The organism is Sphingobacterium sp. CZ-2 (genome assembly GCF_004526235.1).
GTDB classification, from domain to species: Bacteria; Bacteroidota; Bacteroidia; order Sphingobacteriales; family Sphingobacteriaceae; genus Sphingobacterium; species Sphingobacterium tenebrionis.
On sequence record NZ_CP038159.1, the window covers coordinates 104344 to 130738 of the forward strand.

Below are 26395 nucleotides of genomic sequence, written 5' to 3' on the forward strand. Positions count from 1 at the left end.
TATTTTAAAATTAATATTTGATTTGGCTCTGTTTACCTCATCGTTTCTATATTACAAATATCGATATATAAATCTGCTACGAGGATACATAGCTGACCTTTAGCTTCTGAGAGTCAGTTATTATTTGATAACAAGTGAGATTATTTTAAAAGTTCCAAAATGGAAGAGTTGAAATGTATGTCTCTTTCTTTGCAATTGTATTATGTTTATTTAATATCGCTGTACTAATTAGTCCTAACCTAGCAAGGATTTCGTATGTAACTAATTTCCTATATCTAAGATTGTCTTCGCTTTTTCTTGTACTGTTAGCAAAAGTCAGTTGTTCCACATTGAAGAATTCTTGGACACATTTATAAATGTAGCCATTGAAAACTAAAGTGGCACTTTCACCTCTAAAAGCGTTGAATGATCTATCAGTTTTACGTCTCTCGGTGGTTGACTTACTTTTTTTCTTATTATTTATATCAGAAGATATGTTTTTTAATGTTGCTAGAAAAGCCTCATTATAGCTGATAGCATCATCGAGTACTAATATTCGTTCATGAATGGATTCGACTTCGATATTATTAATTTTCCCTCCAAAATACTGTGCATTTGCATATGGACTATTTAGGTAAAGGTCTATTGTTCTATAAATTTCATTGTCAATAATACCTCTTTCAAGAGCGTAATTTTCAATATGGATATCGGGAATTTCACCTCCAAAATTACGTTTCTTGGTTAAAGTGATTGATACATCTTTCAGTTCGGTATTCCTCCATTGCATCAAAGCTAATAAACGAAGATGAAATTGTTTTGCATGCTTTAAGAAGAAGATCTTATTCTTAAGGAGTGACTTCTCATTGTCATTAAAGTCCTCTTTAGGGATGATACCACTCATTCCAAAGAGAAACGAATCTTTATATTCATGTTGTGCCTTGAAGAACACCATATAAAATAACGTGTCTATTTTTTGTTGGAGGATTTCGTCAAATGGCTCGAAATTATTAAATCTATACGTCTCATCGGTCTTCAAATCCTTATAATCCAAACAAGCTATCACCTCATTAATTGGTGTATTTTTTAACTGTGGGCAATGCTTTAATAAGAGTTCCTTATCAATATTCAGGTGTCTTTGAATTTCAGTTGCTTCAAACATATTGTACGATGATTACAAAAAGACACAATCGAATCTAGGTTTAATCCTAACAATTATCATGTCCTATATTTTTTGCTAATTTTTACTTCAATTTTGAGCAAAAATAGCATATTATAGCTTAGATCAATTGTCTATATACAAAAAGAGACAGCCTAATAAGACTGTCTCTAATATTACAATTCAGGCATTACATGCTTTAGCTCATCCGCATTATGAACACCTAATCCACGCAGGTATTTAAGCGTTACAATCATATCTGAATGTCCTAATAGCTGTTGGAGTATATGAAGGTCTTTAGTTTTCTTATAAACATTTACAGAAGCTGTATGGCGAAATGAGTAGATCGTTTGGTTCTTCTCGATAATGCCTTCTTTCTCCATTAGTTTGAACATACGTTTCCATGCTGTACTAAAGTAGTTCAAATTGTACGGCGAGGTTTCCTCACTAAATAGATTGTCCTCAGGAGCCAACCCCTCCAACTTGCACAATAATATTTCTCTTACGTAATTAGGGATGGGAACAATTCTTATCTTTTTCCCCTTGTTTTCATGACCTGCGAGGTGAATCTCCCTAATATCATTTTTAAAGTGATTTCGCTTTAATAAACGTATTTCATTATGTGGTCGGAGAAGACAACCATAGCTCATTAGGCAACATAAATGTAAATTTGGATGATGCTGTTTTAAGAAAGCTAGCACATCGGATCGTTGTTGCTCTGTATATACCTTATGAAGTTTGGGGGTTGCTTTACGTTTATCTGTATTTGTGACGATAGAGGTATTAAATTCCTCAAGCTTGCCGATTTCCGAAAATATCGTCTTTATATGTCTTCTAGCAGTCATATAATATGAAGCACTAGAATTAAAACGGTTCATAAACTCTTGAACACGTGATCGACTTAAATGGCTTATATCGTCGTTCAATTCGCTTTCGGTTAAGTAAGCCTTTAGCTTTTTGGCATAACCTTCTAATTCCTCCACATATCGGTTTGATAGGTTTGACTGTTTTTTATTTGATATAGCTCTATCTAAAAGATCTCTTAATATCGACTTGGTCTCCTCAACTGAATCTTTGGAGCTGGGATATGTACCGATCTCAATAGACTTCTTAAATTGAAATTCAAGCTCAGTTAAAATTTGGTGCTTCTCTTTTAAGGATTTTGCTGAACTTGGTTTTAGAGATAATCCTAAGCTCTTACCATTGTACTCTTTGAACCTCTCTCCATTCACTTTAATTAGCAAATAGGAACGGTGTTTCAGTTCTTTGGTGGTAACGATTTTTACTTCGTAATCTAATCTTGTCATTTGGCGCAGATTTGGCGCAAAATGTTTTAAATGTTGTTAAGTGGTTGTAAATGAGTGTCAATTTGGCAATTGACAAAGACTCTTAATCTGTGGGTCCTGAGTTCGAGCCTCAGCGGGGTCACCTCTTGGGACAAGTCTTAAACAAAAAGATTTGTCCCTTTTTTATTTCCTTATAATTTACTGGTATTCTGATAGATATGCGTTGACTTGAAAATTATCTTCGGGGTTCGATGTTGTGTCTCAATAAAATCACCAAAATTTAGGGAACATCGAACCCACTTTAGTTCACTTTACTGTAACACCATTGTTTTTCAGTATTTTATACTATTTCAGTAAAAGTAGGTATGCTATTCGTTTCATTTTCACGGGCAAAGGTGAATCAGTGTTTTTACGCTTTACAAGGTCAAGCCTTCAGTTTGCTGAGAAATCCCATCCGCTTTTGGCGGATCGTATTTTTCAGTCAAAACCTTGTATCAGCTAAACACTGACCTTTTTAGCCCTTGAAACGAAACAGAGCATACTCCGACCTTTGAACGAATAAATGGTAGTGATCGAGAAACAAAACAGCACCTCCTCTCATTACCTAATAAATCAAAAGAAGTTGTCAGACTGATATATTGAAAGCCGTTATGCCTGCCTACAAACTTGCTATCTATCAAGGCAGTCGTATGGCTTGAACGCAAGCAGGCTCGGCTGATAGCCGTTTAAGAACTCAGAAACTTTCTGTTCGCCTAAACACAGCAAGTTATGTTTTGAGCTGCTCAAAATAAATTCCACACCTCAAAAATGTCCACCTGAACATAGCAAGTTGTGTTTTGAGGCACTCGAAACTCATTCTGTGCCTCAGAACTACTTGCCCTTGCAGGTGATATTAACATCCTCCGAAGTCGGTCGCATAACTATTTTAGAACCTATTAAATTGAACCTTACTTTTCGTCCAATTCGTCCATTTTTTTGATAAGCGTTTCCCGAAGCGCATCAAGGAATTTTGTTCGATTCATCTTTCGGTTTCTCAACTCCAAATAGGTCTGATAGAAATTGCCCAAGTCAACGCCAAAGGCACTTTCAAAGTATTGGGCAACTTCCCTTATATCATTGTTCCCGTTGTCAAACACGTTTTGATAATGCAGGGCATAAATCAGTTCTATCAATGCCACTTTGCTACCTGTCCATTTCAGCTTCTTTTGAGCTTTCGATTTGTCTTTTTGGAATTTGTTATACAACTGGTCTTCGATGTAAACCTGTATCAAATCATTGGCCATTATCTTGGCGACCTTGTAATCATGTGAGGTGGAAAAGGTTTGGTCACACTGGAAATAATAAGTGTCCAACCACAGCTTTATATCATGGTTGCCCCGTAAAAACATTTTTTCGTCAAGGAACGAGTTATTGCTCCGGTAATACTTATAAAAATCGAGATTATTGTCTAAGAATCTTTTTAGCTTTTTCAGTTCTTTGTTGAGGTATTTCCTTATATGTTTTGCGCCATACGGCTTTTTTTGTCTCGATTTTGTAAATGGCATTGTAGTAGATGAGTTTAGCTACAATGGCAGGTTTCTGATATTTGAAAAAGCGGATTTCTTCATCAGTATTCTTAAACCCTCTTTTCAGGACATACCCTTTCATTTCGGACAGGCATTCAAGAATCTGGTGTATAACGGTTTCTATCCGTTGTATGGAACAATCGGCTTCAATTTCGAAGTCATTGATGACTGTTTCCAGTTTGTGTAACTTATCATTGTAAAATTTATCCATTTACTCGCATTTATTCTCCTATTGAGTTCCGACTGGAGCGTGCCGATCCGCTCTTACGTTAGTATTTGTTAACCCATTAGCATAATTTTAGACGGTTCCCTATTGGTTGGAGAATAATTGTTTAGAATGCAGAAATAAGGCATTAAAAAAATTATTCTTCAAGATGATTTAAGATGAAGGTGTCTAATAAAGCACCTTCTTCTGTTTTATAGCTTTCTGGAGCTCCATTATAATTTCATGAGCAATATTAGGCTGCAAGTCGATGTTTTGTACTTTTCAGCATGTTGATGGCTTGATTTATCGCAAATAGGGAGTTTTTGCCACCTGGTTTACCGATAAAAGCTTTGTCTTTCCACTTTTTTGCCCATTTTCTGAGGTTATGGGCAATGGCCATCAAACCGAATTCCACAGCGACTTTATCCAGTCCTTTCATTGTGAACCGGGTAAACCTGTTGTTGCTTTTCATCTGACCAAATACAGCTTCCACTTCTATGGGTCGCTTGCTCCGATGGTACATTCCCTCTTCCGACAGCAGTCTTTCCCGGGCTTTATCCTTGAGCTTATTGAGCCTGTGGTTCACTTCAATGAGCCGATCGCCTTTAGCTTTATGGCACCCACTGCGCATCGGGCAGCCCTCACATCGCCGAGCCTGGTAACAGCTGACCTGGGCAGTGTATCCGTTGGCACTGACTCTGGTTGCATGACCGATAAAGCTGAGCTTCTGTCCTGCCGGACACACATAAAAGTCCTCCTGCTGGTTGTAATATAGGTTCTGTACCGAAAAAGGATCCTGTTTATCCTTGCGCTTTTGTTCCATATGGAAGTAATTGTACTTCACAAAAGCGGTTATACCCTGTCCTTCCATCAGCTCGTAGTTCTGCTCGCTACCATATCCGGCATCTGCGACGATGGATTCACTCTGTTTTCCGTAATGGGACTCAAAGCCTTCCAGGTGTTCGGGCAGGGTTGTGGTATCTGCGGCCGTTTGATGGATGCTATAATGGGTGATGAACTGCTCTTCGGTGCTGATCTGGGTATTGTAGGCCGGTTTAAGCTGGCCATTTTTCATGTGGTCCTCTTTCATCCGCATAAACACGGCATCGGTATCGGTCTTGCTATAACTATTGCGATCTCCCAGTACTTCCAGTTGCTCCTCATATTTCTCCAGTCGGGGCAGATAGTCGTCTTCAAGCTTCCTCAGCTGCCTATCGGTGACCTGCTGATCCCCTAATGAAGATTGGTCCCGGCTGATCTGTGCATCGATATCCGAAAGGACCGAAGCGATGTTCGCCTCCAGCTTTATCTTGTTCTTCTCGATCGATTTCTTCCAAACGAAGGTATAACGACCGGCGGCCGATTCGATCTTGGTACCATCTACATACTGGACTTTCAGGCTGACATACTCCATATCATGCAGCATCCGAACGATACTGGCAAACAGCTCCTGTATCTGTCCCTTAAGACGCTTTCCCCTGAAATAATTGATCGTACGGTAATCCGGTGTACTGTTGCCCGAAAGCCACATGAAATGGATGTTCTCGTGCAGGGCGCGCTCGATCTTGCGGCAAGAATAGATATTGCTCAGATACGCGTAGAACAGTACCTTAATGAGCATCCTGGGATGGAAACTGGTCGTTCCCCCTCCTTTATACTGACGGATGATATGTTCCAGATCCAACTGGTCAACAACCTGACTCACCAACCGAACAGGATGGTTCAAGGGGATACGGTCTAAAATATTCTCAGGAAAAAGACTCGGACTATTGGATGGAAGCGCTTTGAATTGTATGTTTGCCATATTGTTTTTTGGTTGCACCTTAAGATACAAAATCTTGAGGACAAAAAACAGAAAAACCCCGCCATTTTTTAATGACGGGGTTCTCTTTTAAGAGACCTTTTTAGACAGCCTCATCACTGAAAACTACTTCACATGGATTGTAGGTGTGTTATTTATTATTTTCCAATGCTCATTATCACGAATACATATTATCAATGAATGAAAGATAAGATACTCACTTTCCAAGGTCACGTGTGCAATGGCCATATGGTCTGATTGCTTTATGCTGTTTATCACCAGGCTCCTTGGGCTTCCGCCGAATCGCTTGGTACGGATGAGTTCGATATAGTCAGATTTCGAGAATACAAAAATCCCGTTCTCATCGAAAAACCCGTCCTGTATATTCTGAAAGCCGGGATGTAAGATCCTTTCCAATGCTGCTACATCACGATTGTCGCCAGCTTTTACAAATGCTTCGATTGCTTTTTCTGCCTGTTCCATTTTTATTTGTTTAAGATGTTCGTAAATAATTCTTTTTGATGGTTTAGTTGTTGTTTGACAGATTCTTTATCATCCGTTCCGTCCAATGAATAATAGTAAATTTCCCTAATGCCAATAAAGTTCAATATCTGCTGCAGATGCATTTCCACTAGATTGGGCAAAGCTGAATCCAGTTCCCCCATAGCGGAGAGAACGTATGCTTTTTTATTCTGAAGCAATCCGATTGCTTTGTCCTCATCGTATCTGAAAGTTTTACCCGTGCGCAGCACCAGGTCGAAATACGCTTTCAGCGAGGAGGGAATACCAAAATTATACATAGGCACTGTGATAAGGATTTCATCACACCCGAATAGTTCTGCTATTAGCTGGTCGGACAGTTTCAGGTGGCCCGAAGTATCCCCGGCAGTATAAAATGCCTCCAATACTTCCTGCTCAAGATGAGGAATGTGGGAGGTGCCTACTTCCCGTATACTGATGCTCCCTTCCGGATTCAGTTCTTTCCATGCCCGTACAAAATTGTCTCCCGCATTGCGGGAATAGGAGTTTTTTAAACGTAAGCTACTGTCAATTCTCAATAATGTCTTCATCTTTTTTACTCTTTCTATGGAAGACCATTTGAGTACTAAATATGTGACAGCTTGGTAATATTTTTTAGCTTATCCGGGTCTACAATGGAATATATTTCCTGGATCAATCCATCTTCACTTAATTGGAGTATATGACAGTTATGGAGCTTTTCATGCTCCCAAAAGCAGGCAGCAGGTTGATGATTGAAAAATTGAAAGGTAAATGTTTTTCCCATCAGAAAATGCTGCTGTACATAAACCAATAAAGTGGCCGTAGCTGTTTTCCCTATTTCCGAACCGCTCAATACCTGCACCTTCGTACCTCCGTCGGCACTGAGTTTTATGTCGTCTACCAATAAGTTCTGCAATTCCACGATGTCAGCCTGAGCCAACGCTTTCTGATACCTGCCTACAGTCTCAAATGAGTGCCCCAAATGTGGGCTATAACTTGAGTATTTACTGTCTTTCAATTGTTTGTTGGCCCTGCTCAATAGCTGACGTGAATTTTCGGTGTTTATATCAAGCAGTTCGGCTATCTCAGCATGTGAATAATTGAAGCCCTCTTTCAATATGAAAGCCGCTCTTTCTTTTGGGTTCAGGTACTCGAACAGCACGAGCATGGTATAGCTTGCCGTTTCGTCCCTAATAAGTTTTGCATCGGCATTATCAAATGAAACAGGTTCGGGGAGCCATTCGCCGAAAACTTCTTTTTTACTTTGGCGGGTTTTAAAATTTATGGCATGATTAATCGTGCTTTTAATCAGAAAGTTGGATTCGTGGCGGATGCTCGATTTATCCATTGTAATGTATTTTTCCAGCACATCCTGTACCAGATCTTTCGCATCTTCATAAGAACCGACAATATTATAGGCATAGGTCAATAACTTATTATAATGTTTCTCCATCTTTTTATTCTATTTTTGATATTAGCAAATTTCAGGCTTTATGTTCCTTTATCGGCCAGAACTTCCTGCACCATAATCCTATTAAATTTTTCCGGTTCTACAAAAGCTGCATAATGCCCTGAGTTTTCAAACCAGATGAATTGTTTTTGAGGCGCTTTTAGTTTCCTGAAAAATTTATAAGCAAGTGTGGAGGGGGTATTATAGTCACACCGCCCTGCGATAAAGTAAACGGGGACTTTTACTTCCCGAACCGTTTTAAATAAATCTACCTGCATTACTTCATCCCACATGGCATTCATTGTGAAGGCTTGTCCCTTAGCTATCAGGCTATCTTTATAATATTGCCTGGCAAAGGAATCCATATTTTTATAGAGCTGGCCAACATTGGTACCTTCACAAAAATCACCATGAAAGTGCCGGAGCCATTTTCTTGATAAATCCAGGTCTGATAATTCATTTTTTGAGCGGGACGGGTAATGCTTACGGAGTTTTTGCAATTGAGCCATTGCTACGCTGTCTTTTTTTAACCTGGCCTGTTGAATTGAATAATTGAGCGAAACCTTTTCATTCAAATACATACTGGTAACCTGTCCCACGCCAATATAAGCCTGAAATAGCGATGGATAATTTTGAATCAGATGCATGCCCATAATAGAACCAAAAGAATAACCAACCAAATATATTTTCTCTTTCTTAAAACGCTCTTTAAGAATATGTATTAAACTTAGCGCATCATCTTCCAGCTGTTCAATAGTGATGCTTCCGGGAGGCAGGGTATCGTTGTAGGATAAACCCGTTCCCCTTTGGTCGTATGTAACCACCGTGAAGCGCTGTTCCAGTTCCTTATTGTGTGTTTGCCAAAAATAAAAATCAGAAAACCCAGGGCCACCGTGCAATATGAGCAAAACAGGGTTCAGGGCATTTTCCCCTTTAATAAATACGCTGTGCCTGACACCATTTAATTCAATACGGTTGTATTCATTGATGGAATTAATTTGGGCTGTACAAAACTGCCAGCTGATTGAGGTCATTATCAAGGTTATGAGGAACTTTTCTTTCATCTTATTTAAATACAATGCAAATAGAAGCATAATCGCATCGTCCTGTTTTGTTAATCTTTACTGTTTTGCCGATTTCCTGTGTCTTATACAGGCTTTTGATTAAATAGCCATTCCGCTTCCGCCAACTACTTTTATGCCTTCGGGAAACTTTTTCCAAAAACGGATATATTTATATTTAGCTTCAAAAGGCTCGTTATTATAATTCCCTTTTAACTCCATCTGCAAAGTAATAACTGCCAGATCCGCTATGATATGCAGTTCTTCTACTTTGGGAGTGATTTCGTTTACTTTTAAGTTTCCCTCACGATACGTTTGCAAATCCATTTCTTTGGTTATCGTCTGACCGCTGGGTATTATAAAAAGCAAATCAGCATGCAATAGGTTGTCGAGTACTTCCGTATCACTATTTTTGATGGCTTCGTAAAGTGTATTCTCAAGATTTAAAATTTCATCTTTTGTTATCATTTCTTATAATTTTTTGTTTTCACTAAACTGTCTCTTGTATTAGGTATTTATTGAGCCAGTTTTAAGTCTCTCTAGCCTACTCCTCGACCATCTGATAAATACCCCTTTCCATCGTAATGCCATGTTGTTCTAAAAAGGCGGGCATTTTAATCCCTGCTTTTTGCATTGCCTCCCGTATGACCACTCTGGCATCGTCCATCCGCTGTCGGTCTGCCCAAGTGGCAACCGTAATGACCCGAAGGTCTCCACTATCGCCTGTCTGTTGAAAGATTTCATATTTTACAAAGCCGGGCTGTTGCCGAAGTATATTTCTGATGAAAAGCGATTTTTGGGAATACTCCGCGATAGCTTTTTTGGGAATGCTGATTTTATCGATGACGGCGACATGTTCCGTAACAGTACGCTCTTCTCCGTTATTCTGTTCCATTTCGACTTGATTTTGTTGTTGACCAAAAGTATTCACCGCCATAAGAATGGGTATGATAAGGATGACGGTTTTTAATGTCTGTTTCATAAGGCTTGAGTTTATTGTTTCCAGTTCAGCTTACCGTCTTTGTCAAACATTTCGATGGACGGGTTGCCCACACTATCAACCTTTAGAATAATTCTCGGTATTTCATTGTTATCCTTCATTACAAAAGCCGCATTCCCGTTTTCCGTTATCAGGTTGATACGGTTGATATTATGTCCGGGTTTCCCCGACAGGTCTTTGTCATTGATCACCAGCCCAGCCCTGAAATAATTGTCGCTTTTATTATCCTGTGCGAGAATTCCAATGGCATCTGCATTCTGGTAATCGAATGATAGGGCATTTAAGTTAGTCTGCTCATTATCGGTAATAGCAAGACCGCCTCTTTCGTCGCCGTTCTTGTCATAGAATATAAGACCTGCTGGGGCGTAAGCTCTTTTATACGCTTTTCCATCAATAATGGGCTCGGGAATATGGTCTGTGTTTGCAATAACGACACGGTTTTTTCCCGAAGCATCATTGATATTTATTCTTTCTGCATTAAAGTTTGGCCTGTTATTTAAATGTAGGTAGACAATACAAATCATCAACACGACATTGGAAATTACAAGGACAGATACTAGGATTTTGAATGGTTTAGGAATTGTTTGCATAATTGAGTATCATTTTTAGTTCATTATTCTTTTTATACTACTGTTTTCTTGGTGCTGATTACAATCCTATTCCATGCATTTGTCGTAACAACCGCCATTATGATGTGTGCAATCCGGTTTCCATCAAAAAGTTGTTCGGCCTGTCTGTACGTTTCATCGCTTAACCCGTTTTGGCTGATTAAGGTTACTTCCTCGGTTATGGCTAAAATTGTTTTCTCTTCCTCGGTAAATAATCCGGTTTCTTTCCAGGCGTTGAGCAGGAAAATTCGCTGTGCGGTTTCACCCTGCTTTAATGCATCCGAAGTGTGCATGTTGATACAAAAAGCGCAACCGTTGATTTGCGAAGCACGAATTTTAATCAGATAGAAATGCGCTTTAGAAAGTCCTGAATTGTGTAAGTAATTTTCCAGAGCGAACATTGCCTTGAATGCATCCGGCTCAAGCTGCTGTATGTCTATTCTGTTTTCCATATTTATTTTTTGTTTGTCATTATTTAGCTTTTGAAAGCACCATTTTTATGGCTAAAAAAGTCAGTACACTGGCCATAAACCATTTTTGCGCCCTTACCCAAAGTGGATTTCTTGTAAGGAAAGAAGCCATTTTTGCAGCGGTCATTACAATAATAAAATTGATGGTGAAGCTGATAAAAATCTGTGTAATACCCAATGCCATACTCTGACCTAATATAGAGCCATATTCCGGTTTGATAAATTGAGGAAAAAAAGACAGGTAAAATACAGCCATTTTAGGATTCAACAGATTGGTTAAAAAGCCCATCAGGAACAATTTTCGAGGTTTGTCTTTGGCAATATGCTCATTCACTTCAAAAAATGTTTTGCCATTGGGTTTAATGGCCTGATACGCCAAATACAACAAGTAAATAGCGCCCGAAATTTTCAGTATCCCGTAAGCAAAGGGAACAGCCAGTAATATGGCAGTCAATCCAAATCCCGCCAGGACGATATGAAATAAAAAACCACAGATAACGCCAACTAGTGAAACAAGCCCGGCTGTTTTACCCTGCGTAATGCTTCTTGAAATAAGATAAATCATATTCGGCCCCGGGCTGATAACCATCAGGAAGGCAGCCAAAGCAAACCACAAAAGTTCATGAATCGGGATCATCGTTGTTTAAATTTAAGCTGTGAGTTTTTTGGATATCAAATTGTCCAGTGAATATTTTCCACTTCCCTGAATGAACAGTGCCAGACATAAGCCGAGCATCAGCAAATGATATTCGAATCCTTCACCTTCCTTATCGCCAAACCAGTTCATGAAAAAGCCATGCTCGAGATGTCCGCCAAATAAAATTATTCCGATAAAAAGTCCACCCAATGCAATTGCCCAAAAACGGGAGGCAAAGCCCATTATTATAAAAATGGGTGCAAAGAACTCTATTACAATAACCAATAGCCCCACCAACCACGGCTGTCCCATCTGTTGCAGCCCCTCCAAAGTTTGGGTAAACCCATAGCCATCAAACCAGCCCAACATAGCCCTCGCTCCGTGTGGAAACATAACGATACCGATTGTCAGGCGAATGATCAGACCTGTATAATCATTGTGTGTACTAAAAAATTTCTGTTTCATCATTTTCTTTTTTTATTCTAGTTCATATCTTGTTTACATTCCCTTCAAATATTGTGGTTAATGCAGGTAATTGCTATTGTTTCCCTAGTAGTTCGAATAAACTCGAAAATCCCTGCGCTCCATGCCCATCAGCTATTCTACGGTCCATGAGGTTTTTGATTTCTTGCATGCGCAGAGTTTCCACATTTTTTGATTTTCGATGATTGATGAGGTCATCAAACATCGCGGCTTGAACCTGAAGCGGCCCCAAGTCGGGCTGGTATGTACCCAACTTAATTTCATTGACCATTAGGGACAGCAGCGGGCCATAGCCCTGTAGGGTGCCCGCAACCCGTTGTGCAAAAGCGGTTAAATCCACACCTTCTGTATGCACCAATTGAAGGGTATGCAAAAAGCCGATTAAAAATTCATAGCCAATTGCTACCTGCGCTAAAAAATCTACAGCCGCGGCTCCTGCGTCCTCTCCGTAGTAAGTAATGGCACCTAGCTTTTCCAACAGCGGATACTGCGCATCAAAAACGGTTGGCTTACCACTGAATAATAACTGTGCTTTGGCGGTTCCGATGTCTATCGGGTCTGCCAATATTTTGCCATCGATATAGGAAGCGTTCTCTCTTTCAGCCCACTCAGCAAAATCACGAGCCTGAGCAGGCGTGCCGCTCGTTAAATTGATGAATACTTTTCCGGCAACCGCACCAGCTACCTGTTTGAGCACTTCATACACAGCCGTATTGTTTAACAGGCAGGTCACAACCTGGTTACTGGCAGCAACTGCCTCACTAAGTATTTCTATTCCAGCTGCACCTGCTTCAACTAGTGGTTTACATTTTTCCGCATTACGGTTCCACACAACCGTATCATAACCTCGATTGATAAATGTATGGGCTATCGCGGCTCCCATATTACCCAATCCAAGTACCGTTACTCTCTTCCTTTTGTTGTGAGGTATTTCAGTTTTGATGTTATCTATATTCATATTTAATTGTATTTTAAAAGTTCTGTTAGAATACTCTTCGCACAAAAAGTCCAAAGTTGCTGTAGTGTTCCGTATTTGACCCGTATTGGTCAAAGTTTACACCCAAACCATATTGTACACCTTTATTGTCCACTCCTAATCTTGCATATTGAACACTCTTTAAGTGCCCGTTCCAATGCATTGAAGTAATATATTGAAGCTGCAAACGCGCATAAAGATTGAAATCCTGATTTTTGCTACCTTGATATTCCACAGAACCGAACAGCTCAAGACTGGGGTTAGACCAAACATCCATTCTCGTAAAAATGAGATACGATAAGTCATTTTTTTTATTGAAATACCAAACAAAAGCCGAAGGCACAAACCGATTTCCCGGTGCATAGATAGAACCCAAACCGGTTGCCCAGCGTTTATTTATTTCGTAAATAAGATACGATTGGCTCATCACTTCAATCCCCCGCTTTTTGTCGTAAGGAAGCAAAATAGAAGACGTGTTAAAAAATCCAAACGGCTTTTCCGCAATGATTTTGCCGGAAAACATATGCTGATAATAGTAACTCGAATGCCCTGCAGTGATTTCCACAGGGACTTGCGCCTCGCTGTGCAAGCACCACATGCAGAAAAACAGGCAGGCCAGCAAGTGTATTATTTTCGTTGTTTCTTTAATCGTTCCCTTCAAATTTCTTTTTGTTAGGCTGTGGTCGGATAATTATTACAGTCAACCACTGTTTAAAATATGGACACATGAAGTGCTGAAAACGTGACAACCTATTCAGGATATTTTCTTCCGTTGGTGATTTGTCTTGTCTTTTCGTAACGAAAGAAATGCATCTTATCTAAACTTCATTGTACGTTTTCTGTAATACCATACGAAGATATGAAGGAGCCTAGCCGTCAATACTGTAAGTATGACGGCAAAAAATGTAGTTTTTTCTGTTTTTGATGTAGAACTCGCGATTATGCAGGAATTTCAATTGTATTTTTGAACTCAGTGGGGAGCTGACCTTCGTAGCTTCTGAATGCCCGGGAAAAATGAGAAGAGTCTGTGTAGCCAAGTTGAAACGACACCTCTTTGACAGACATATTCCAAAAGCTCAACAGGTACTTTGCCTCCTGCATGATATGAAACTCAATCCATTTTTTCGCCGAAAGCCCGGTGTATTCTACTAATATTTCGCTCAGGTATTTTGGTGATATATGCAACTGTTCTGCATAAAAAGCGACATCTTTATACTGCGAGAAATTCTTTGAAACTAATTCTCTAAACTTTACAACGGTATGTTCTTTACCGTTGAGTTCCTTTTTATTGCCCCGGTACAGGTTCCAGAAATATTTCTGTGAAATAATCAGGATTGAATATAGTATTCCCGATACCGCTTCGGGCTTATCAGCGATTGCCCGAAGCGTACTGAAAAGCTGTTGCATTTCTTCAAATTGACTGTCGGAGAGTTGGATTACACTCTTTTCATCGGGGCAAAAAAATTCAAGGGAATAGAAAAATGACCTACTGAAATTATTCACGAAAATATCATCATAAAAAAACAGGGTGTCATTTGATGGGAAACTGGTATTGAGCCATTGGCAGGTCATTCCAGGGCCAATCGTCAACAGGCTTCCTCGTGTTAAATCATAATCGGTAGTGCCTATCCTGATGCGAGCTCCTTCACCATAATACAGACCGATAGTATAAAAGTAGTTTTTAAAGGGATTGGTGATTTTCAAGTCTTCAAGACACGTTTTTGATGCCAGATAATAAGGCGCTATATGGCCATCATTTTTTTGAGACCTTAAATATCGGAGCAGATCAAAGTTATCTGAATGTTTTTGTATCATAAGGAAGATGTCTAAAAATTAGTATAATCCTGGGAATGCTTTTCCGTCCAAATTGAAAAATGATAATTATGAAATGTGAAGTTTATTCTCAAGTCAAACTTATTATATCAGAAAATACTAAAATACGCAATTATTATCATTTGATAATGTATGGTTATTTATACTTCGTTGTATATAAATGTCCAGAATAAACAAGGAGTAGATACTACTTATCCACTCCTTACTGTGACTGGTTTTATTTTCGTATTACTTTTCCCAATCTGCCAGCGCATCAGCCAAAGCAATGGCTTCAATCTCAATCAATGCATCCGGCGAAAACAATGACGATACTTCAAAAATAGTATCTGCCGGATAAGGGGGGGTAAAGTATTTGCCTCTCAATTCGACAATCTTCTCAAAGTTCTTCATGTCGCGGAGCATGATAGTGACCTTAACCACGTTTTTCAGACTTGAACCTCCAGCTCTCAATACCTTGTCCAGATTTTCAAAAGCCATTTTTGCCTGTGCATCAAAGTCACCTATGCCTATAAGCTTTCCATCCTTGCCAATAGCGGTTTGTCCCGAAATAAACAACAGATCGCTTACACGATGTCCCTGTGCCAGACGGAATGGTTCATAAGCGTCCGGCGTAATTTTAATTTGTGAAATTTTCATGATAATAATTTGTTTTTTAATGGCAATGAAGCTTGCTTGAGTTGATTTTTATGTATCCTTTATTCAATGGTGACACAAGCAGGTTTCATTTTTTATTTATTTGAAGTTATAGATGTGTTCCTTTGTGCGAACGTTTTTCCTGTGATGGCCTATACTGAAAGTTAAGTGCCGATTATCAAGAATCTGTTCATTTTCATTGTTCTCTTTCTAACTATTTTCAAGATTTAATTCTTTGACGATTTTCCGGGTATGGCTAAGGGTTGCCTCCGGCCATAACATTTCACGGTGAAAAGGAATCAAGGGTAACCCGTTCATCGTTTTCATCACCCAATGGGGATCTGCTAAGGCTGCTTTTCCGATAGCAACCAGCGTTGCATGGTTGTCCTTCAAGGCAACTTCCGCCTTTTCAAGATTATGGAATCCACCGTTGGCGATTACAGGAATGCCCGTTGCCTGCAGGATAACCGATGCCAGTGATATTCCGTCTCCAAAAAAGCTGTCCCGTTCCCATTCGCCCGTCTGCACCGCTACGTGAACAAAATCGGGTTTGCTTGCCTTTATTTCTTCTGCCAGTTCTTTTGCAGTTTCAATACCGTGTGTCCATCGGTAGGTACGGTCATTTACTTTCCCCTCTGAAACCCGTAAACCGACAATGAAATCCTTTGGTACGGATGTTTCTATGCCAGCGATAATTTCAGCAATAACACGGAAACGGTTCTGCATAGTGCCACCATACTGGTCGTTTCGATGGTTCAGTTCCGGTGTGAGGAACTGGTCTAACAAATAACCATTTGCCCCGTGAATTTCTACACCGTCGAAGCCTGCCTTGTAAGCGTTTACAGCTCCATTGACAAAACCCTGTTTCATTCTTTCAATATCCATCAAGTCCATTTCTTTAGGGGTAGGAAATGCCCCCTGGCCACCGTAGGAAGACATTTTTGTGCCAATAGGTTTTAAGGCAGACGGGGCTAAGGTGTTCTCACTATATTGGGATAAAGCACCTGCGTGCATCAACTGGGCGAAAATAAGGGAGGGAGATTGATGGACAGCACGGGTTACCTTTTCCCATGAAGCGCTTTGCGCATCGTTTACAAGTGCAGGTTGGTTGTTATAACTCTGGCTACCGTATACATCGGTGTAAATACCCTCGGTAATGATAACTGCAAATCCTCCAATTGCAAATGCGGAATAATAGTCCTTCATTTCGTGCGTAGCCAAGCCGTCCGCCGTAGCGCTCACGCGTGACATGGGGGCAACTACCGTCCGGTTGATCAGTTCTCTTTGCCATGTAATGGCGTTCTGAAAAATAGGATGATGTTTCATTTGCTTCTTAATATTATGAAGCAAAGTTGACGGTAATTGATGGAGAAAAAATTGATCTAGGTCAAGACGGTTTATTTTTTTTCTTGATGCGGCTTATAAATTCAGCTGATACACCCAAATACGATGCAATCAGATATTGGGGTACTTTGGATGCTATGTTTGGGTAGTTTTCCAAAAAGGCATAATATCTGCTTTTGGCATCCTGAACATTGTTATAGATAATTCTTTTTTGCAATGCGCCCAGATAACTTTCTAATATTATCCGAAAGTACCGCTCCAAACGGGGAAGTTCAGCCAGTAACTGCTGAAAAGAATAGTGGCTAATCTGTAAAACGGTCGTTCTTTCTATGGCTTGTATGTTGTATATTGAGGGCTTCTGTTTGGAAAAGCTATCTAAGTCAGAAGCCCACCAGTCGTCGATAGCGAAAAACAAGATTTCCTCATTGCCATTGTCAGCGTTGATGTAAAATGCTTTTAATGCTCCCGAAACGACATAACTATCATAACGACAGGTATCGCCATTACGCAAAAGATAGTCCCCCTTTTCCAATGTTTTCTCCGTCCAAAAACGCTCGAAAGCTGAAATTTCATCCTGCGTAAGATCTATATATTTCGAGATGTTTTTTAATAAAGTATTTTCGACCATATAAGTATTTCATTTTCGTTTACAATTTAGTAATTATAAATACCTGTCAGCCTCTTTTATTTCGAGGTCATTGATACTTGCGTACCGTTTTTTCATTAAGCCGTTTTCATCGAACTCCCAATTCTCGTTTCCGTAGGCTCTAAACCATTTACCCTCTTTGTTTCTGTACTCATATTCAAACCTAACGGCAATTCTATTATCGGTATGCGCCCAATACTCTTTTTTGAGCTTGTAACCCAATTCTTTTTCCCATTTCTCGGTCAAAAATCTTACAATTTCTTTCCGACCATTGATAAACAGGTTTCGATTTCGCCATTCACTATCAATGGTATAAGCCATTGATACCTTTTCGGGATTTTTGGTATTCCAAGCATCTTCTGCCATTTGGATTTTTTGCTTTGCTGTCTCCAAAGTAAATGGAGGTAAGGGATGTTTCTGTTCCATTGTCTTAAATTAAATTGTTTACGATTTTTTTTGATTTCTCGACCAACTCATTTGATTTAAAGAGCTGGCTTTCTATAATTGAACTTTCAAATAACAGGTAGATGTGATCGGATAGCAATTCCTCTCCGAGTTCTTTTTCAAAGAATTTTCTAAGGTCGTTTTTGTGTGCCTGTATAACTGAAAGTATAGTACCTTGTTCTTTTGATATTTCCGACAGGATGTTCAAAAAACTGCACCCCCTAAAACCTTCCTTTTCGTTCATATAAATAATGAAATCAAAGGCGTTCAATATTCTTTTTTTGGTGCTTTTCGATTTTGATACGTATGTTATCAATTCAGAAAACCAATATCCATGTCTTGCATTTAAAAACGCAACACATAGGTCATCTTTTGATTTAAAGTGTTGGTAAAAACTTGCTTTGGCAACATTGGCTTCACTGATAATCTGATTAATTCCAGTGCTATTATATCCCTGTTGATGGAACAGTAGTGAAGCGGTATCAATAATTCTTTCTCTTGGGGTATTCATGTTTATATCCTTTATGAAAGCAAATGTATAGAATAATAACTGAACAGACAAGTCTGTCTATTTATTCTTTTTAGAATACCCATTATTTTAGCCGTTATCCATCTTGCTGTATCAAGTGCTGTAAATCGGGGTCATTCTTAATCCGCTCCATTTCGCTTTCCACAATATGTACAACGTCCGCTTTGACCTGCCTGTAATTGGCTTCGATGACCTGCTTCATATTGTCGTTGCCGTCTTCATCGGTAAAGGATAATATCTGCGGTATCTTTTTGTAGGCTTTGGTTTCGGCAGACACCTTTTCATTGTCCACCACGATAAATAATCTTTCAGTACGTTTAATAACTATTAATCTTCCAAAAAAGAGTTCGAGTTTCGTACCAGTAAGTTCACAGTAACTTTAAGCCTTCAAAATCCTTGATTTTGAAGGCTTTTTTGTGTCCGATCATTGATCCTGGCAAAGTTAGGGAAACATAATCAACTAATACGGAATTCATAATGAGTTCGAGGGATGGTTCGATTATCTATCAAGTTCCACAAAGAAAAAACCTTGTGTTTCAATCAGGGCTTTTGCTTTTATTTATTAACTATTCTTCCTTTTGAACCGAGGTGCAATGATTTCCAAATTGGTACCAACCTGATCGCGGAAGTAAGCAACTGCCGTTCCGAAACCCGCTTTTAAGCCATCCTGTTCCTGAAAAACGATCTGTGCACCTTCGGGTTCAACACCGACTTCCTTTAAACGCTTCATTGCAGGATCCATATCATCTACTTCAAAACAAAGATGCATGGCATTGATTTGATTATTTTTATATGATACTTTTTCAGGTGCGGGAAGTACATACTATAAAATATCCATATTCAAATTATCCAATTGAAGGTTGCCTTTGAAAAGGTATCATCCTGGCCTTGTGTTTTAGCCATTCTCGGACCACCGATTTCATCATTGTTGGCTATTTTAACACCTGTTAATCCTTCGTAAAAAGCAACGGATTTTTCCAGACTGCTTACGGTGATTCCTACATGATTGGCACTTGAGAACCCTGCTGTTTTTTCGTTTTCTATTTGATCAAATGCTGAGCGAATTAATGTGCTTGATGTTTACTTAAATCTTTGAAAGCCCATTAGCAATCACCTGCATTTCTTGTTGTGTGATGTTTATATCCATCGCTTGCGCGTTGGCTATCGCTTGTGCTTCATTCCTGGTCCCGGCTAAAACCACGGTAATGGTGGGTTGCAGGCTTGTCCAACACAATACTAATTGAGCAAGAGTGGCATTTCTCGCTTCAGCTATCGGGGAGCTTGTGTCTAAAAAAGTACTTACCTTTTCCAAGTTGAACTGTTTGAAATAGCCATGTCTATGGTCATTTTCTTTCAACTTTCCGTTTTTAAAAAATTTTCCGGTAAGCAACCCTCTTTCCATTGGGCTGTATACGATAACTCCGAGACTGTTTTTTTGGGCATAAGGCACCAAATCTGCTTCTATACTGCGATTGAGCATTCTGAAACTTATCTGGTTGCTCGAAATTGGCTATGTTTTTCTTGCTTCCATTACCTGTGCTACCCTGTAATTACTCATACCTGCTGCATGAATTTTCCCCTGTTGAATCAACAATTCCAACGCTTCCATTGTTTCTGCAATTGGTGTTGTGTTGTCGGGCAATTGGATTTGCAAAAGATCAATGTAATCCGTCCCTAAGCGTCTCAAACTTTCTTCCGCTTCTTTAATCACATTGTTTTTTGAAGCGAATTTGTACACGGATTTTTTTTCCTGAGTTTTCCGAATCAAAAAAATTCACCTTTTCCGTTGTTGCTACCTTCCCATACCAAACCGAATTTGGTAAGTAGTTGAATCTTGCTTCGGTCATATCCTTTTATGGCCTTCCCCATTATTTCTTCACTCAGTCCAAAACCATAGAATGGAGCTGTATCAAGAGTTGTAACCTCATTATCAATAGCATCTCTCACTGCAGCGATGCTGTCTTTTTGTTCGTTCCCGCCCCACATATTGCCTCCTATGGCAAAAGCTCCGCAAGCGATAGATGATAATTTTAAGTCGGAGTCACCTAATGTTCTGTATTCCATTTTTATAGTTTATTAATAAAATAAATTTGTGATGTAAGCTGTTTAGACTTTGTCTATATGGCTGCTGTTAAATAAATGTTCATGACAATTGTTTTTTTAAAATGAAAGCCTCTCTTATATGTTTCAAATAATCGCGATGATACTTATCGACGCGCTCAGCTGTTGCGTTTTTTTCCAGATCGTGAAAATGAAATCCATCAATTCTTTCCATGCCGACAAACTGATTCATCTTATGAAAACCAAATAATATACCATCATCCACAGCGGTCTGATCGAAAAATTCTCCCGGCAACGTGAAAGCCGTAGAGGGTGCATTCCAAGTGGAGGTAACCATGTATTTTTTACCTTGCATTAACCCACCTGTCCCATAATTGATTTCAGGATGGTTGCGGCTTCTTCCATCGCTTCTGTAAATGCCGTTTTGATGACCGGCGGAGAAAACTTCATCGATGTATTTTTTCAAGCGATTCGGTACCTGAAACCACCAAATAGGTGTATGATAAATGATAACATCAGCCCATTTAAAATGCTCTACTTCTTCGAGCGCATCAAAATCATCATTGATATTGGTGATCCGTAATTCAAAATCGTTTTTCTCGAAAAACGATTTTGTCCACTCCGTTAAGGTATTGTTGAATGTCCCGCCTGAATGTGCGAAGACCTGTCCGCCGTTTATAATAAATATCTTCATTTTATATAACCATATTAGTTGATTGTGCAAAATTCTATCATAATATTATATTATCAAAATAATTTAAATTGCATATTTGTATCATAAAAATAATAGATATGAAATGGAATTTGGAATGGCTGCGCACCTATAAAGCGATTTATGAAACAGGAACGCTCTCTGCTGCAGCACAGCAATTGTTTATTTCCCAACCCGGCGTAAGCCTGCATTTGAACTCACTGGAAGCCTTTACGGGTTATAAATTATTTGATCGCTCTGCACGAAAAATGGTGCCCACGGAAAAAGGAAAAATCCTATATAACTATATTTTAGATCCGTTAAAGAAACTGGAAACGGGCGAGGAACATTTTCATAAACATTCACAGGATGAGCGTGCCACAATCAGCGTGGGCATGTGTTTTGAGACTTTTCAATACACATTGGAAGAGCATATTTCCGGATTGCCGTTTAACCTGATTATTAAGTTTGGTGAATACCCGCAAATGCAGCACGATTTGGACAGCGGTTTGCTCGACTTGATTATTACGCCGCAAAAAGGCGATCAACAAAATTTGGTATATCGTCCGTTTTCTAAGGAAAGGATTGTGCTGATTGCCGGCAGTGAAACCGACACGACTGCACTGGAAAGGCTATTACAAAAGAATGAAATAAAAGCAGCAGCCGATATACTAAAAAAGCAACTTTGGTACAGCACGGCGGCGGATATGGAGCATTTAAAGAATTTCTGGTTGAAGCACTTTGGTGAGCATCCCGATTTTAGTCCGAATTACATTGTACCCAATATCAGTTCCATAATTCGTTGTTTGAGCGAGGGTAAGGGTTTTTCGATTGTTCCCGATTTTCTTTGCAGAGAAGCCATTGCTTCAGGGAAAATAATATTGGTTTGGGAAGGCAATCATCCGATGGAAAATATTCTTTATTTCGGAACAAGGAAAAAGACGATGTACTGCGATGAAATAGATCGATTAGAACATTTACTCGAAAAGAGATGGGAATTAGTGGACTAAAATTCATGGAATAATAGTTCTCGGGTATAAATTTAAAAATTTATTTAACATTCTGAATATCAATGCCTTTCAATTGATTTAGTCGTCTTAAATCATCCAAAAAGGAGTTCGAGTTCTGTACCAGCGGGTGCACAAAAACAGGCTGTCTAAAAAGGTCTCTTAAAAAAGAACCCTGTCATTAAAAAATGGCAGGATTTTTCTGTTTTTTGTCCCTAAGATTTTGTATCTTAAGGTGCACCCAAAAAAATATGTGAAACATAGAATTCAAAGCGCTTCCCGCCAATAGTCTGAGGCTTTTTCCTGAGAATATTTTCGAGCGTATCCCATTGAACCATCCGTTTCGGTTGGTGAGTGAGGTTGTAGAACGGTTGGATCTTGAACATATCACACGACCAGTTTCCATCCCAGGATGCTCATCAAGGTATAGTTCTACGACTATTTGAGAAATATGTATTCCTGCCGCAAGATCGAGCGTGCCCTTCACGAGAACATCGTTTCATGTTGCATTCGGAGAACAGTCCCCCGGATTACCATACGATCAATTATTTCAGGGGAAAGCATCTTAAGGGACAGATACAGGAGCTGTTTGCCAGGATTGTTCGGTTGCTGCATAATATGGAATATGTCAACTGAAAGTCCAGTTTGTAAAAGGTACCAAGATCGAATCGGCTTCTGGTCGCTATATCTTTGTTTGGAAGAGATCGATGGAGAAGAATAAGGTAAAACTGGAGACGAACATCGCTTCGGTCCTTGCGGATATCGACGTACAGATCGCCAAAGACCAACTTAATTAGGGCATCAAGAGGTCAGCAGGGCCATTGATAGTATCCAACTGAAGGAAAAGTTCAAAGCGATCAATGCCAGGCTCAAAAGAGTGGATAAATCCACCGTTAAACAGCTGAGGAATCTTGAAGAGGACTATCTGGCCCGATTGGAGAAATATGAGGAGCAACAGGAAGTACAGGGAGATCGCAACAGTTATAGTAGGACCGATACCGATGTAGTGTTCATGCGGATGAAAGTGGACCACATGAAGAATGGTCAGCTTAAACCGGCCTACAATACACAGATCAGCACCGAAAACTAGTTCATCACCCATCCATCAAACGACTGCCGACACCAGAACCCTGCCTGAACATCAGAATCACAAAATATAGACTTTCTGCTAAAACCCAAAAATGAAATCAGGATTGAAATTGCAAAAGCAATAAAACCGAAATAGGTGACTTTTTAGACACCTGCTATTTTTATAATCCATTTATTATTCCATAAACTCCTTCGTACAGCTATTATACACTTGTTTTACATCCTTCACCTTAGAAAACTCTTCAAACATTACCTTTTTATCATCACAAGTATATCCAAATTGAAGAGCTGCTGTATTGCAACTAGGACACATAATATCTACAAAATAAACTTTTTGATTATTATAGATACCCTCATATAAATTACTTTCCATAGTACCCTTTTCTGTACACACAAGTTCCTTTTCAAATTTATGTTTCATAGATAAAGCGCAGGCTGAAATGTTTTTATTATTCCTATCCTTTTCGCAGGCGAGATGGAATAAAGAGCTAAAAACAACAAGCGAGACCATTAAATTTTTCATAGATATAAGTTTAAATTAGAATTAATTGTATTACTTCAACGTGAACTAAAGCAAAACTGCTACATTACATTTTTTAATTCTCAGCTGTCTTAGCAACCCGGAAAATTCCTGATGACAGCTTTTTTATGAAGAATATATTTTCTTCATTTCAATTTAAAACTTAAATTAGGAAAAAGCAATCTACCGAATTTTCCTAATTGACTATGAAAACCTCCAAAATAACCTATAAACTATTTTTTCTTATTATCCTTATCCTTCAGATCTTTCCATCTTTTGCACAGAATAAAGATAAACCCAACATTGTGGTGTTCTTTGTTGATGATTTGGGCTGGCAGGATATTTCCGTTCCATTTTATAAAGGAAAAACAGCAATCAATAAGAAATTCCATACCCCTAACCTGGAGTTACTGGCTAAAGAATCCACAAAATTTACCAATGCCTATGCTACACCTGTTTGTACACCTTCCAGGGTAAGTATGTTGACCGGTGTGAATGCTGCCCATCACAGAATTACAAACTGGACCCATCCATTGGCGAATAAACCCACGGACAATCCAGATGACCTATTAACCCCTCCAGATTGGAATATCAACGGGATGAGCCCAGATCCAAACATACCAAAAACCTTTCATGCTACCCCTTTCCCTATGATATTGAAAGATCATGGCTACTATACGATCCATGTTGGAAAAGCACATTGGGGATCGGCAGGTACACCTGCTGCAAGTCCGAAAAACGTAGGTTTTATGGTGAATGTGGCAGGACATTCAGCAGGACATCCACAGAGTTATTACGCCCACCAGCATTATGGGAATATGCCAGGGAAAGCAAGCCTTCAAGCCGTTCCCGATTTGATGGAATATTATGGTAGCGAAACATTTCTCACAGAAGCCCTAACATTAGAAGCGATTAAAGCCATCTCCGAACCCATAAAACGAGGGGAACCGTTTTTCTTGAATTTCTCCAACTATGCTGTTCATGTTCCGATCCAGCCCGACCCAAGATTTGTCCAAAAGTATTTAGGCAATGGTTTGGACGCTACGGAAGCAGCTTATGCATCACTTGTCGAAGGATTCGATAAGAGTATTGGCGACATCATCCATGTGCTTAAAGAAAAAGGGGTATATGAAAATACGGTTATTATATTTTTAAGTGACAATGGAGGACTGAGCCTTAAACCGATGCGGTCTGGAGCGAATCATACCCAAAACTTACCCTTGCGTGCCGGCAAAGGCTCTATTTATGAAGGTGGGATTCGGGTGCCTTTGCTAATTAAGGATGTTCAGGATGGGAAGGAAAGAATATCAGATGTTCCTGTAATTATCGAAGATCTTTTCCCTACGATACTGGAGTATGCACATATTAAAGATTACTCCCTGGTTCAAAAAAATATAGATGGAAAGAGCTTGGCAAGTTTGACCAAAGGTAAGACAGATGGTTCTTGGAAAAATAGGAGTTTGATTTGGCATATCCCCAATAAATGGACTGTTCCTGATGGTCCTGGAATAAACTTTTTCTCAGCTATCCGAAGAGGAGATTTCAAACTGGTCTATGAAATGAAAAAAGGGAAATTGGAATTGTATAATATAACAGAAGACATTGGGGAGATGAATGATCTATCGGATAAAAACCCAAAAGAGCTGAGGGCATTAAGCAAGATCCTAAGCGATCAATTAAAAAGATGGGAGGCACAAATGCCCGTTATTAAAGCTAGTGGTAAAAAAGTTCCTTTTCCAGATGAATTGAATTAAAGGACAAAACTTTCTCTAATTGTTGGAGACTGGGTTCAAGGAGGTGTCTAAAAAGGCACCTTCTTTTATTTTATAGCTTTTGCTATTTCATTACTGTTTTCATTTACAATTTTTAAGCAGCAAGTCTATATGTTGTGGTTTTGACGATCCTGACTGCTGTTTTTATCGTGTATAGGACTTTATGGTCATATCCATTCCCAAATAAAGGGTTGTTTGCCCACTTTTTCGCCCATTTTCTGAGGTTATGGGCAATGGCCATCAAACCGAATTCCACAGCGACTTTATCCAGTCCTTTCATTGTGAACCGGGTAAACCTGTTGTTGCTTTTCATCTGACCAAATACAGCTTCCACTTCTATGGGTCGCTTGCTCCGATGGTACATTCCCTCTTCCGACAGCAGTCTTTCCCGGGCTTTATCCTTGAGCTTATTGAGCCTGTGGTTCACTTCAATGAGCCGATCGCCTTTAGCTTTATGGCACCCACTGCGCATCGGGCAGCCCTCACATCGCCGAGCCTGGTAACAGCTGACCTGGGCAGTGTATCCGTTGGCACTGACTCTGGTTGCATGACCGATAAAGCTGAGCTTCTGTCCTTTTAAGAGACCTTTTTAGATTCTGTGTTAATATACAAGTCAATTTTATCTTTTTTTTGTAATTTCGGGTTTTA

The 26395-nt window shown here is 39.4% G+C and carries 30 protein-coding genes and 4 pseudogenes; 3 read left to right on the forward strand and 31 right to left on the reverse strand.

Translation table 11 applies throughout. The features are described 5' to 3' along the window. Nucleotides 1-145: 145 nt before the first annotated feature. The 29 genes and pseudogenes from E3D81_RS00435 to E3D81_RS00565 form a co-directional block, all read right to left on the reverse strand. Entirely contained in the window at nucleotides 146-1138 is a 993-nt protein-coding gene (locus E3D81_RS00435) for a hypothetical protein (RefSeq protein WP_134776047.1), read from the reverse strand. 173 nt (nucleotides 1139-1311) lie between these two features. Continuing rightward, on the reverse strand, nucleotides 1312-2442 hold the full coding sequence (locus E3D81_RS00440; RefSeq protein WP_134776048.1) for a tyrosine-type recombinase/integrase: 1131 nt from the start codon (nucleotides 2440-2442) through the stop codon (nucleotides 1312-1314). A 926-nt stretch (nucleotides 2443-3368) separates the two neighbouring features. Next, on the reverse strand, nucleotides 3369-3965 hold the full coding sequence (locus E3D81_RS00450) for an RteC domain-containing protein (RefSeq protein ID WP_245153253.1): 597 nt from the start codon (nucleotides 3963-3965) through the stop codon (nucleotides 3369-3371). Continuing rightward, nucleotides 3862-4197, reverse strand: a complete 336-nt coding sequence (locus E3D81_RS17420; RefSeq protein ID WP_245153254.1) for an RteC domain-containing protein — start codon at nucleotides 4195-4197, stop codon at nucleotides 3862-3864. The genes E3D81_RS00450 and E3D81_RS17420 overlap by 104 nt, the downstream gene beginning before the upstream one ends. Before the next feature lie 355 nt (nucleotides 4198-4552). Then, a pseudogene (locus E3D81_RS00455) lies at nucleotides 4553-5995 on the reverse strand (IS1182 family transposase); the annotation flags it as partial. A gap of 123 nt (nucleotides 5996-6118) precedes the next feature. Further along, nucleotides 6119-6475: a nuclear transport factor 2 family protein gene (locus tag E3D81_RS00460; protein ID WP_134776049.1), complete on the reverse strand. Its 357-nt coding sequence runs from the start codon at nucleotides 6473-6475 to the stop codon at nucleotides 6119-6121. A gap of 2 nt (nucleotides 6476-6477) precedes the next feature. Further along, a complete protein-coding gene (locus E3D81_RS00465; protein WP_134776050.1) occupies nucleotides 6478-7062 on the reverse strand; it encodes an FMN-dependent NADH-azoreductase in 585 nt (194 codons plus the stop codon). Between the two features lie 35 nt (nucleotides 7063-7097). Continuing rightward, nucleotides 7098-7946 carry a sigma-70 family RNA polymerase sigma factor gene (locus E3D81_RS00470; RefSeq protein WP_134776051.1) on the reverse strand — a complete coding sequence of 283 codons (849 nt, stop codon included), beginning with the start codon at nucleotides 7944-7946 and terminating at the stop codon, nucleotides 7098-7100. 38 nt (nucleotides 7947-7984) lie between these two features. Next, nucleotides 7985-9007: an alpha/beta fold hydrolase gene (locus E3D81_RS00475; protein WP_167554206.1), complete on the reverse strand. Its 1023-nt coding sequence runs from the start codon at nucleotides 9005-9007 to the stop codon at nucleotides 7985-7987. Nucleotides 9008-9106: 99 nt separating this feature from the next. After that, entirely contained in the window at nucleotides 9107-9472 is a 366-nt protein-coding gene (locus E3D81_RS00480; RefSeq protein WP_134776053.1) for a nuclear transport factor 2 family protein, read from the reverse strand. Nucleotides 9473-9548: 76 nt separating this feature from the next. Beyond that, entirely contained in the window at nucleotides 9549-9986 is a 438-nt protein-coding gene (locus E3D81_RS00485) for a hypothetical protein (protein WP_134776054.1), read from the reverse strand. A gap of 11 nt (nucleotides 9987-9997) precedes the next feature. Beyond that, on the reverse strand, nucleotides 9998-10594 hold the full coding sequence (locus E3D81_RS00490; RefSeq protein ID WP_134776055.1) for a hypothetical protein: 597 nt from the start codon (nucleotides 10592-10594) through the stop codon (nucleotides 9998-10000). Nucleotides 10595-10626: 32 nt separating this feature from the next. After that, nucleotides 10627-11064 (reverse strand): carboxymuconolactone decarboxylase family protein, encoded by a 438-nt coding sequence (locus E3D81_RS00495; protein WP_134776056.1) that lies wholly within the window; start codon nucleotides 11062-11064, stop codon nucleotides 10627-10629. Nucleotides 11065-11083: 19 nt separating this feature from the next. Continuing rightward, nucleotides 11084-11719 (reverse strand): LysE family translocator, encoded by a 636-nt coding sequence (locus tag E3D81_RS00500; RefSeq protein ID WP_093364789.1) that lies wholly within the window; start codon nucleotides 11717-11719, stop codon nucleotides 11084-11086. Nucleotides 11720-11731: 12 nt separating this feature from the next. Beyond that, entirely contained in the window at nucleotides 11732-12187 is a 456-nt protein-coding gene (locus tag E3D81_RS00505; protein ID WP_229678255.1) for a DoxX family protein, read from the reverse strand. 70 nt (nucleotides 12188-12257) lie between these two features. Then, on the reverse strand, nucleotides 12258-13160 hold the full coding sequence (locus E3D81_RS00510) for an NAD(P)-dependent oxidoreductase (protein ID WP_134776057.1): 903 nt from the start codon (nucleotides 13158-13160) through the stop codon (nucleotides 12258-12260). Nucleotides 13161-13185: 25 nt separating this feature from the next. Further along, entirely contained in the window at nucleotides 13186-13839 is a 654-nt protein-coding gene (locus tag E3D81_RS00515; RefSeq protein ID WP_134776058.1) for a hypothetical protein, read from the reverse strand. 278 nt (nucleotides 13840-14117) lie between these two features. Further along, on the reverse strand, nucleotides 14118-14993 hold the full coding sequence (locus E3D81_RS00520) for a helix-turn-helix domain-containing protein (protein WP_134776059.1): 876 nt from the start codon (nucleotides 14991-14993) through the stop codon (nucleotides 14118-14120). Nucleotides 14994-15239: 246 nt separating this feature from the next. Further along, on the reverse strand, nucleotides 15240-15647 hold the full coding sequence (locus E3D81_RS00525; RefSeq protein ID WP_134776060.1) for a RidA family protein: 408 nt from the start codon (nucleotides 15645-15647) through the stop codon (nucleotides 15240-15242). A gap of 207 nt (nucleotides 15648-15854) precedes the next feature. Then, complete coding sequence (locus tag E3D81_RS00530; RefSeq protein WP_134776061.1) at nucleotides 15855-16970, reverse strand: tRNA-dihydrouridine synthase; 1116 nt, start codon at nucleotides 16968-16970, stop codon at nucleotides 15855-15857. A 61-nt stretch (nucleotides 16971-17031) separates the two neighbouring features. Then, nucleotides 17032-17616: a Crp/Fnr family transcriptional regulator gene (locus tag E3D81_RS00535; protein WP_134776062.1), complete on the reverse strand. Its 585-nt coding sequence runs from the start codon at nucleotides 17614-17616 to the stop codon at nucleotides 17032-17034. Nucleotides 17617-17649: 33 nt separating this feature from the next. Further along, complete coding sequence (locus tag E3D81_RS00540) at nucleotides 17650-18060, reverse strand: nuclear transport factor 2 family protein (protein WP_134776063.1); 411 nt, start codon at nucleotides 18058-18060, stop codon at nucleotides 17650-17652. 4 nt (nucleotides 18061-18064) lie between these two features. Further along, nucleotides 18065-18589, reverse strand: coding sequence for a TetR/AcrR family transcriptional regulator (locus E3D81_RS00545; protein WP_134776064.1), 525 nt, complete (start codon nucleotides 18587-18589; stop codon nucleotides 18065-18067). A 94-nt stretch (nucleotides 18590-18683) separates the two neighbouring features. Further along, nucleotides 18684-18905 (reverse strand): annotated as a pseudogene (locus E3D81_RS00550) (conjugal transfer protein TraG); the annotation flags it as partial. A 264-nt stretch (nucleotides 18906-19169) separates the two neighbouring features. Beyond that, complete coding sequence (locus E3D81_RS17425; protein ID WP_245153255.1) at nucleotides 19170-19376, reverse strand: VOC family protein; 207 nt, start codon at nucleotides 19374-19376, stop codon at nucleotides 19170-19172. Nucleotides 19377-19447: 71 nt separating this feature from the next. Beyond that, entirely contained in the window at nucleotides 19448-19672 is a 225-nt protein-coding gene (locus E3D81_RS17620; RefSeq protein ID WP_410528430.1) for a VOC family protein, read from the reverse strand. A 19-nt stretch (nucleotides 19673-19691) separates the two neighbouring features. Further along, nucleotides 19692-20345, reverse strand: a pseudogene (locus E3D81_RS00560) (aldo/keto reductase). Between the two features lie 26 nt (nucleotides 20346-20371). Beyond that, nucleotides 20372-20671 (reverse strand): aldo/keto reductase, encoded by a 300-nt coding sequence (locus E3D81_RS17545; RefSeq protein ID WP_262708798.1) that lies wholly within the window; start codon nucleotides 20669-20671, stop codon nucleotides 20372-20374. 79 nt (nucleotides 20672-20750) lie between these two features. Then, the gene (locus E3D81_RS00565; RefSeq protein ID WP_134776065.1) at nucleotides 20751-21362 is read right to left on the reverse strand and encodes an NAD(P)H-dependent oxidoreductase; all 612 of its coding nucleotides are present in this window, start codon (nucleotides 21360-21362) and stop codon (nucleotides 20751-20753) included. A 98-nt stretch (nucleotides 21363-21460) separates the two neighbouring features. Here E3D81_RS00565 and E3D81_RS00570 point away from each other — a divergent pair, with 98 nt between their 5' ends. Further along, entirely contained in the window at nucleotides 21461-22369 is a 909-nt protein-coding gene (locus E3D81_RS00570; RefSeq protein ID WP_134776066.1) for a LysR family transcriptional regulator, read from the forward strand. Between the two features lie 874 nt (nucleotides 22370-23243). After that, nucleotides 23244-23456 (forward strand): hypothetical protein, encoded by a 213-nt coding sequence (locus E3D81_RS00575; protein WP_134776067.1) that lies wholly within the window; start codon nucleotides 23244-23246, stop codon nucleotides 23454-23456. 174 nt (nucleotides 23457-23630) lie between these two features. On the opposite strand, the gene E3D81_RS00580 is transcribed toward E3D81_RS00575, so the two are convergent. Continuing rightward, nucleotides 23631-23978, reverse strand: coding sequence for a hypothetical protein (locus E3D81_RS00580; RefSeq protein ID WP_134776068.1), 348 nt, complete (start codon nucleotides 23976-23978; stop codon nucleotides 23631-23633). A 203-nt stretch (nucleotides 23979-24181) separates the two neighbouring features. On the opposite strand from E3D81_RS00580, the gene E3D81_RS00585 reads away from it, so the two are divergent. Beyond that, nucleotides 24182-25729 carry a sulfatase gene (locus E3D81_RS00585; RefSeq protein WP_134776069.1) on the forward strand — a complete coding sequence of 516 codons (1548 nt, stop codon included), beginning with the start codon at nucleotides 24182-24184 and terminating at the stop codon, nucleotides 25727-25729. A 112-nt stretch (nucleotides 25730-25841) separates the two neighbouring features. Here E3D81_RS00585 and E3D81_RS00590 read toward each other — a convergent pair. Beyond that, nucleotides 25842-26309 (reverse strand): annotated as a pseudogene (locus tag E3D81_RS00590) (transposase); the annotation flags it as partial. Nucleotides 26310-26395: the final 86 nt, after the last annotated feature.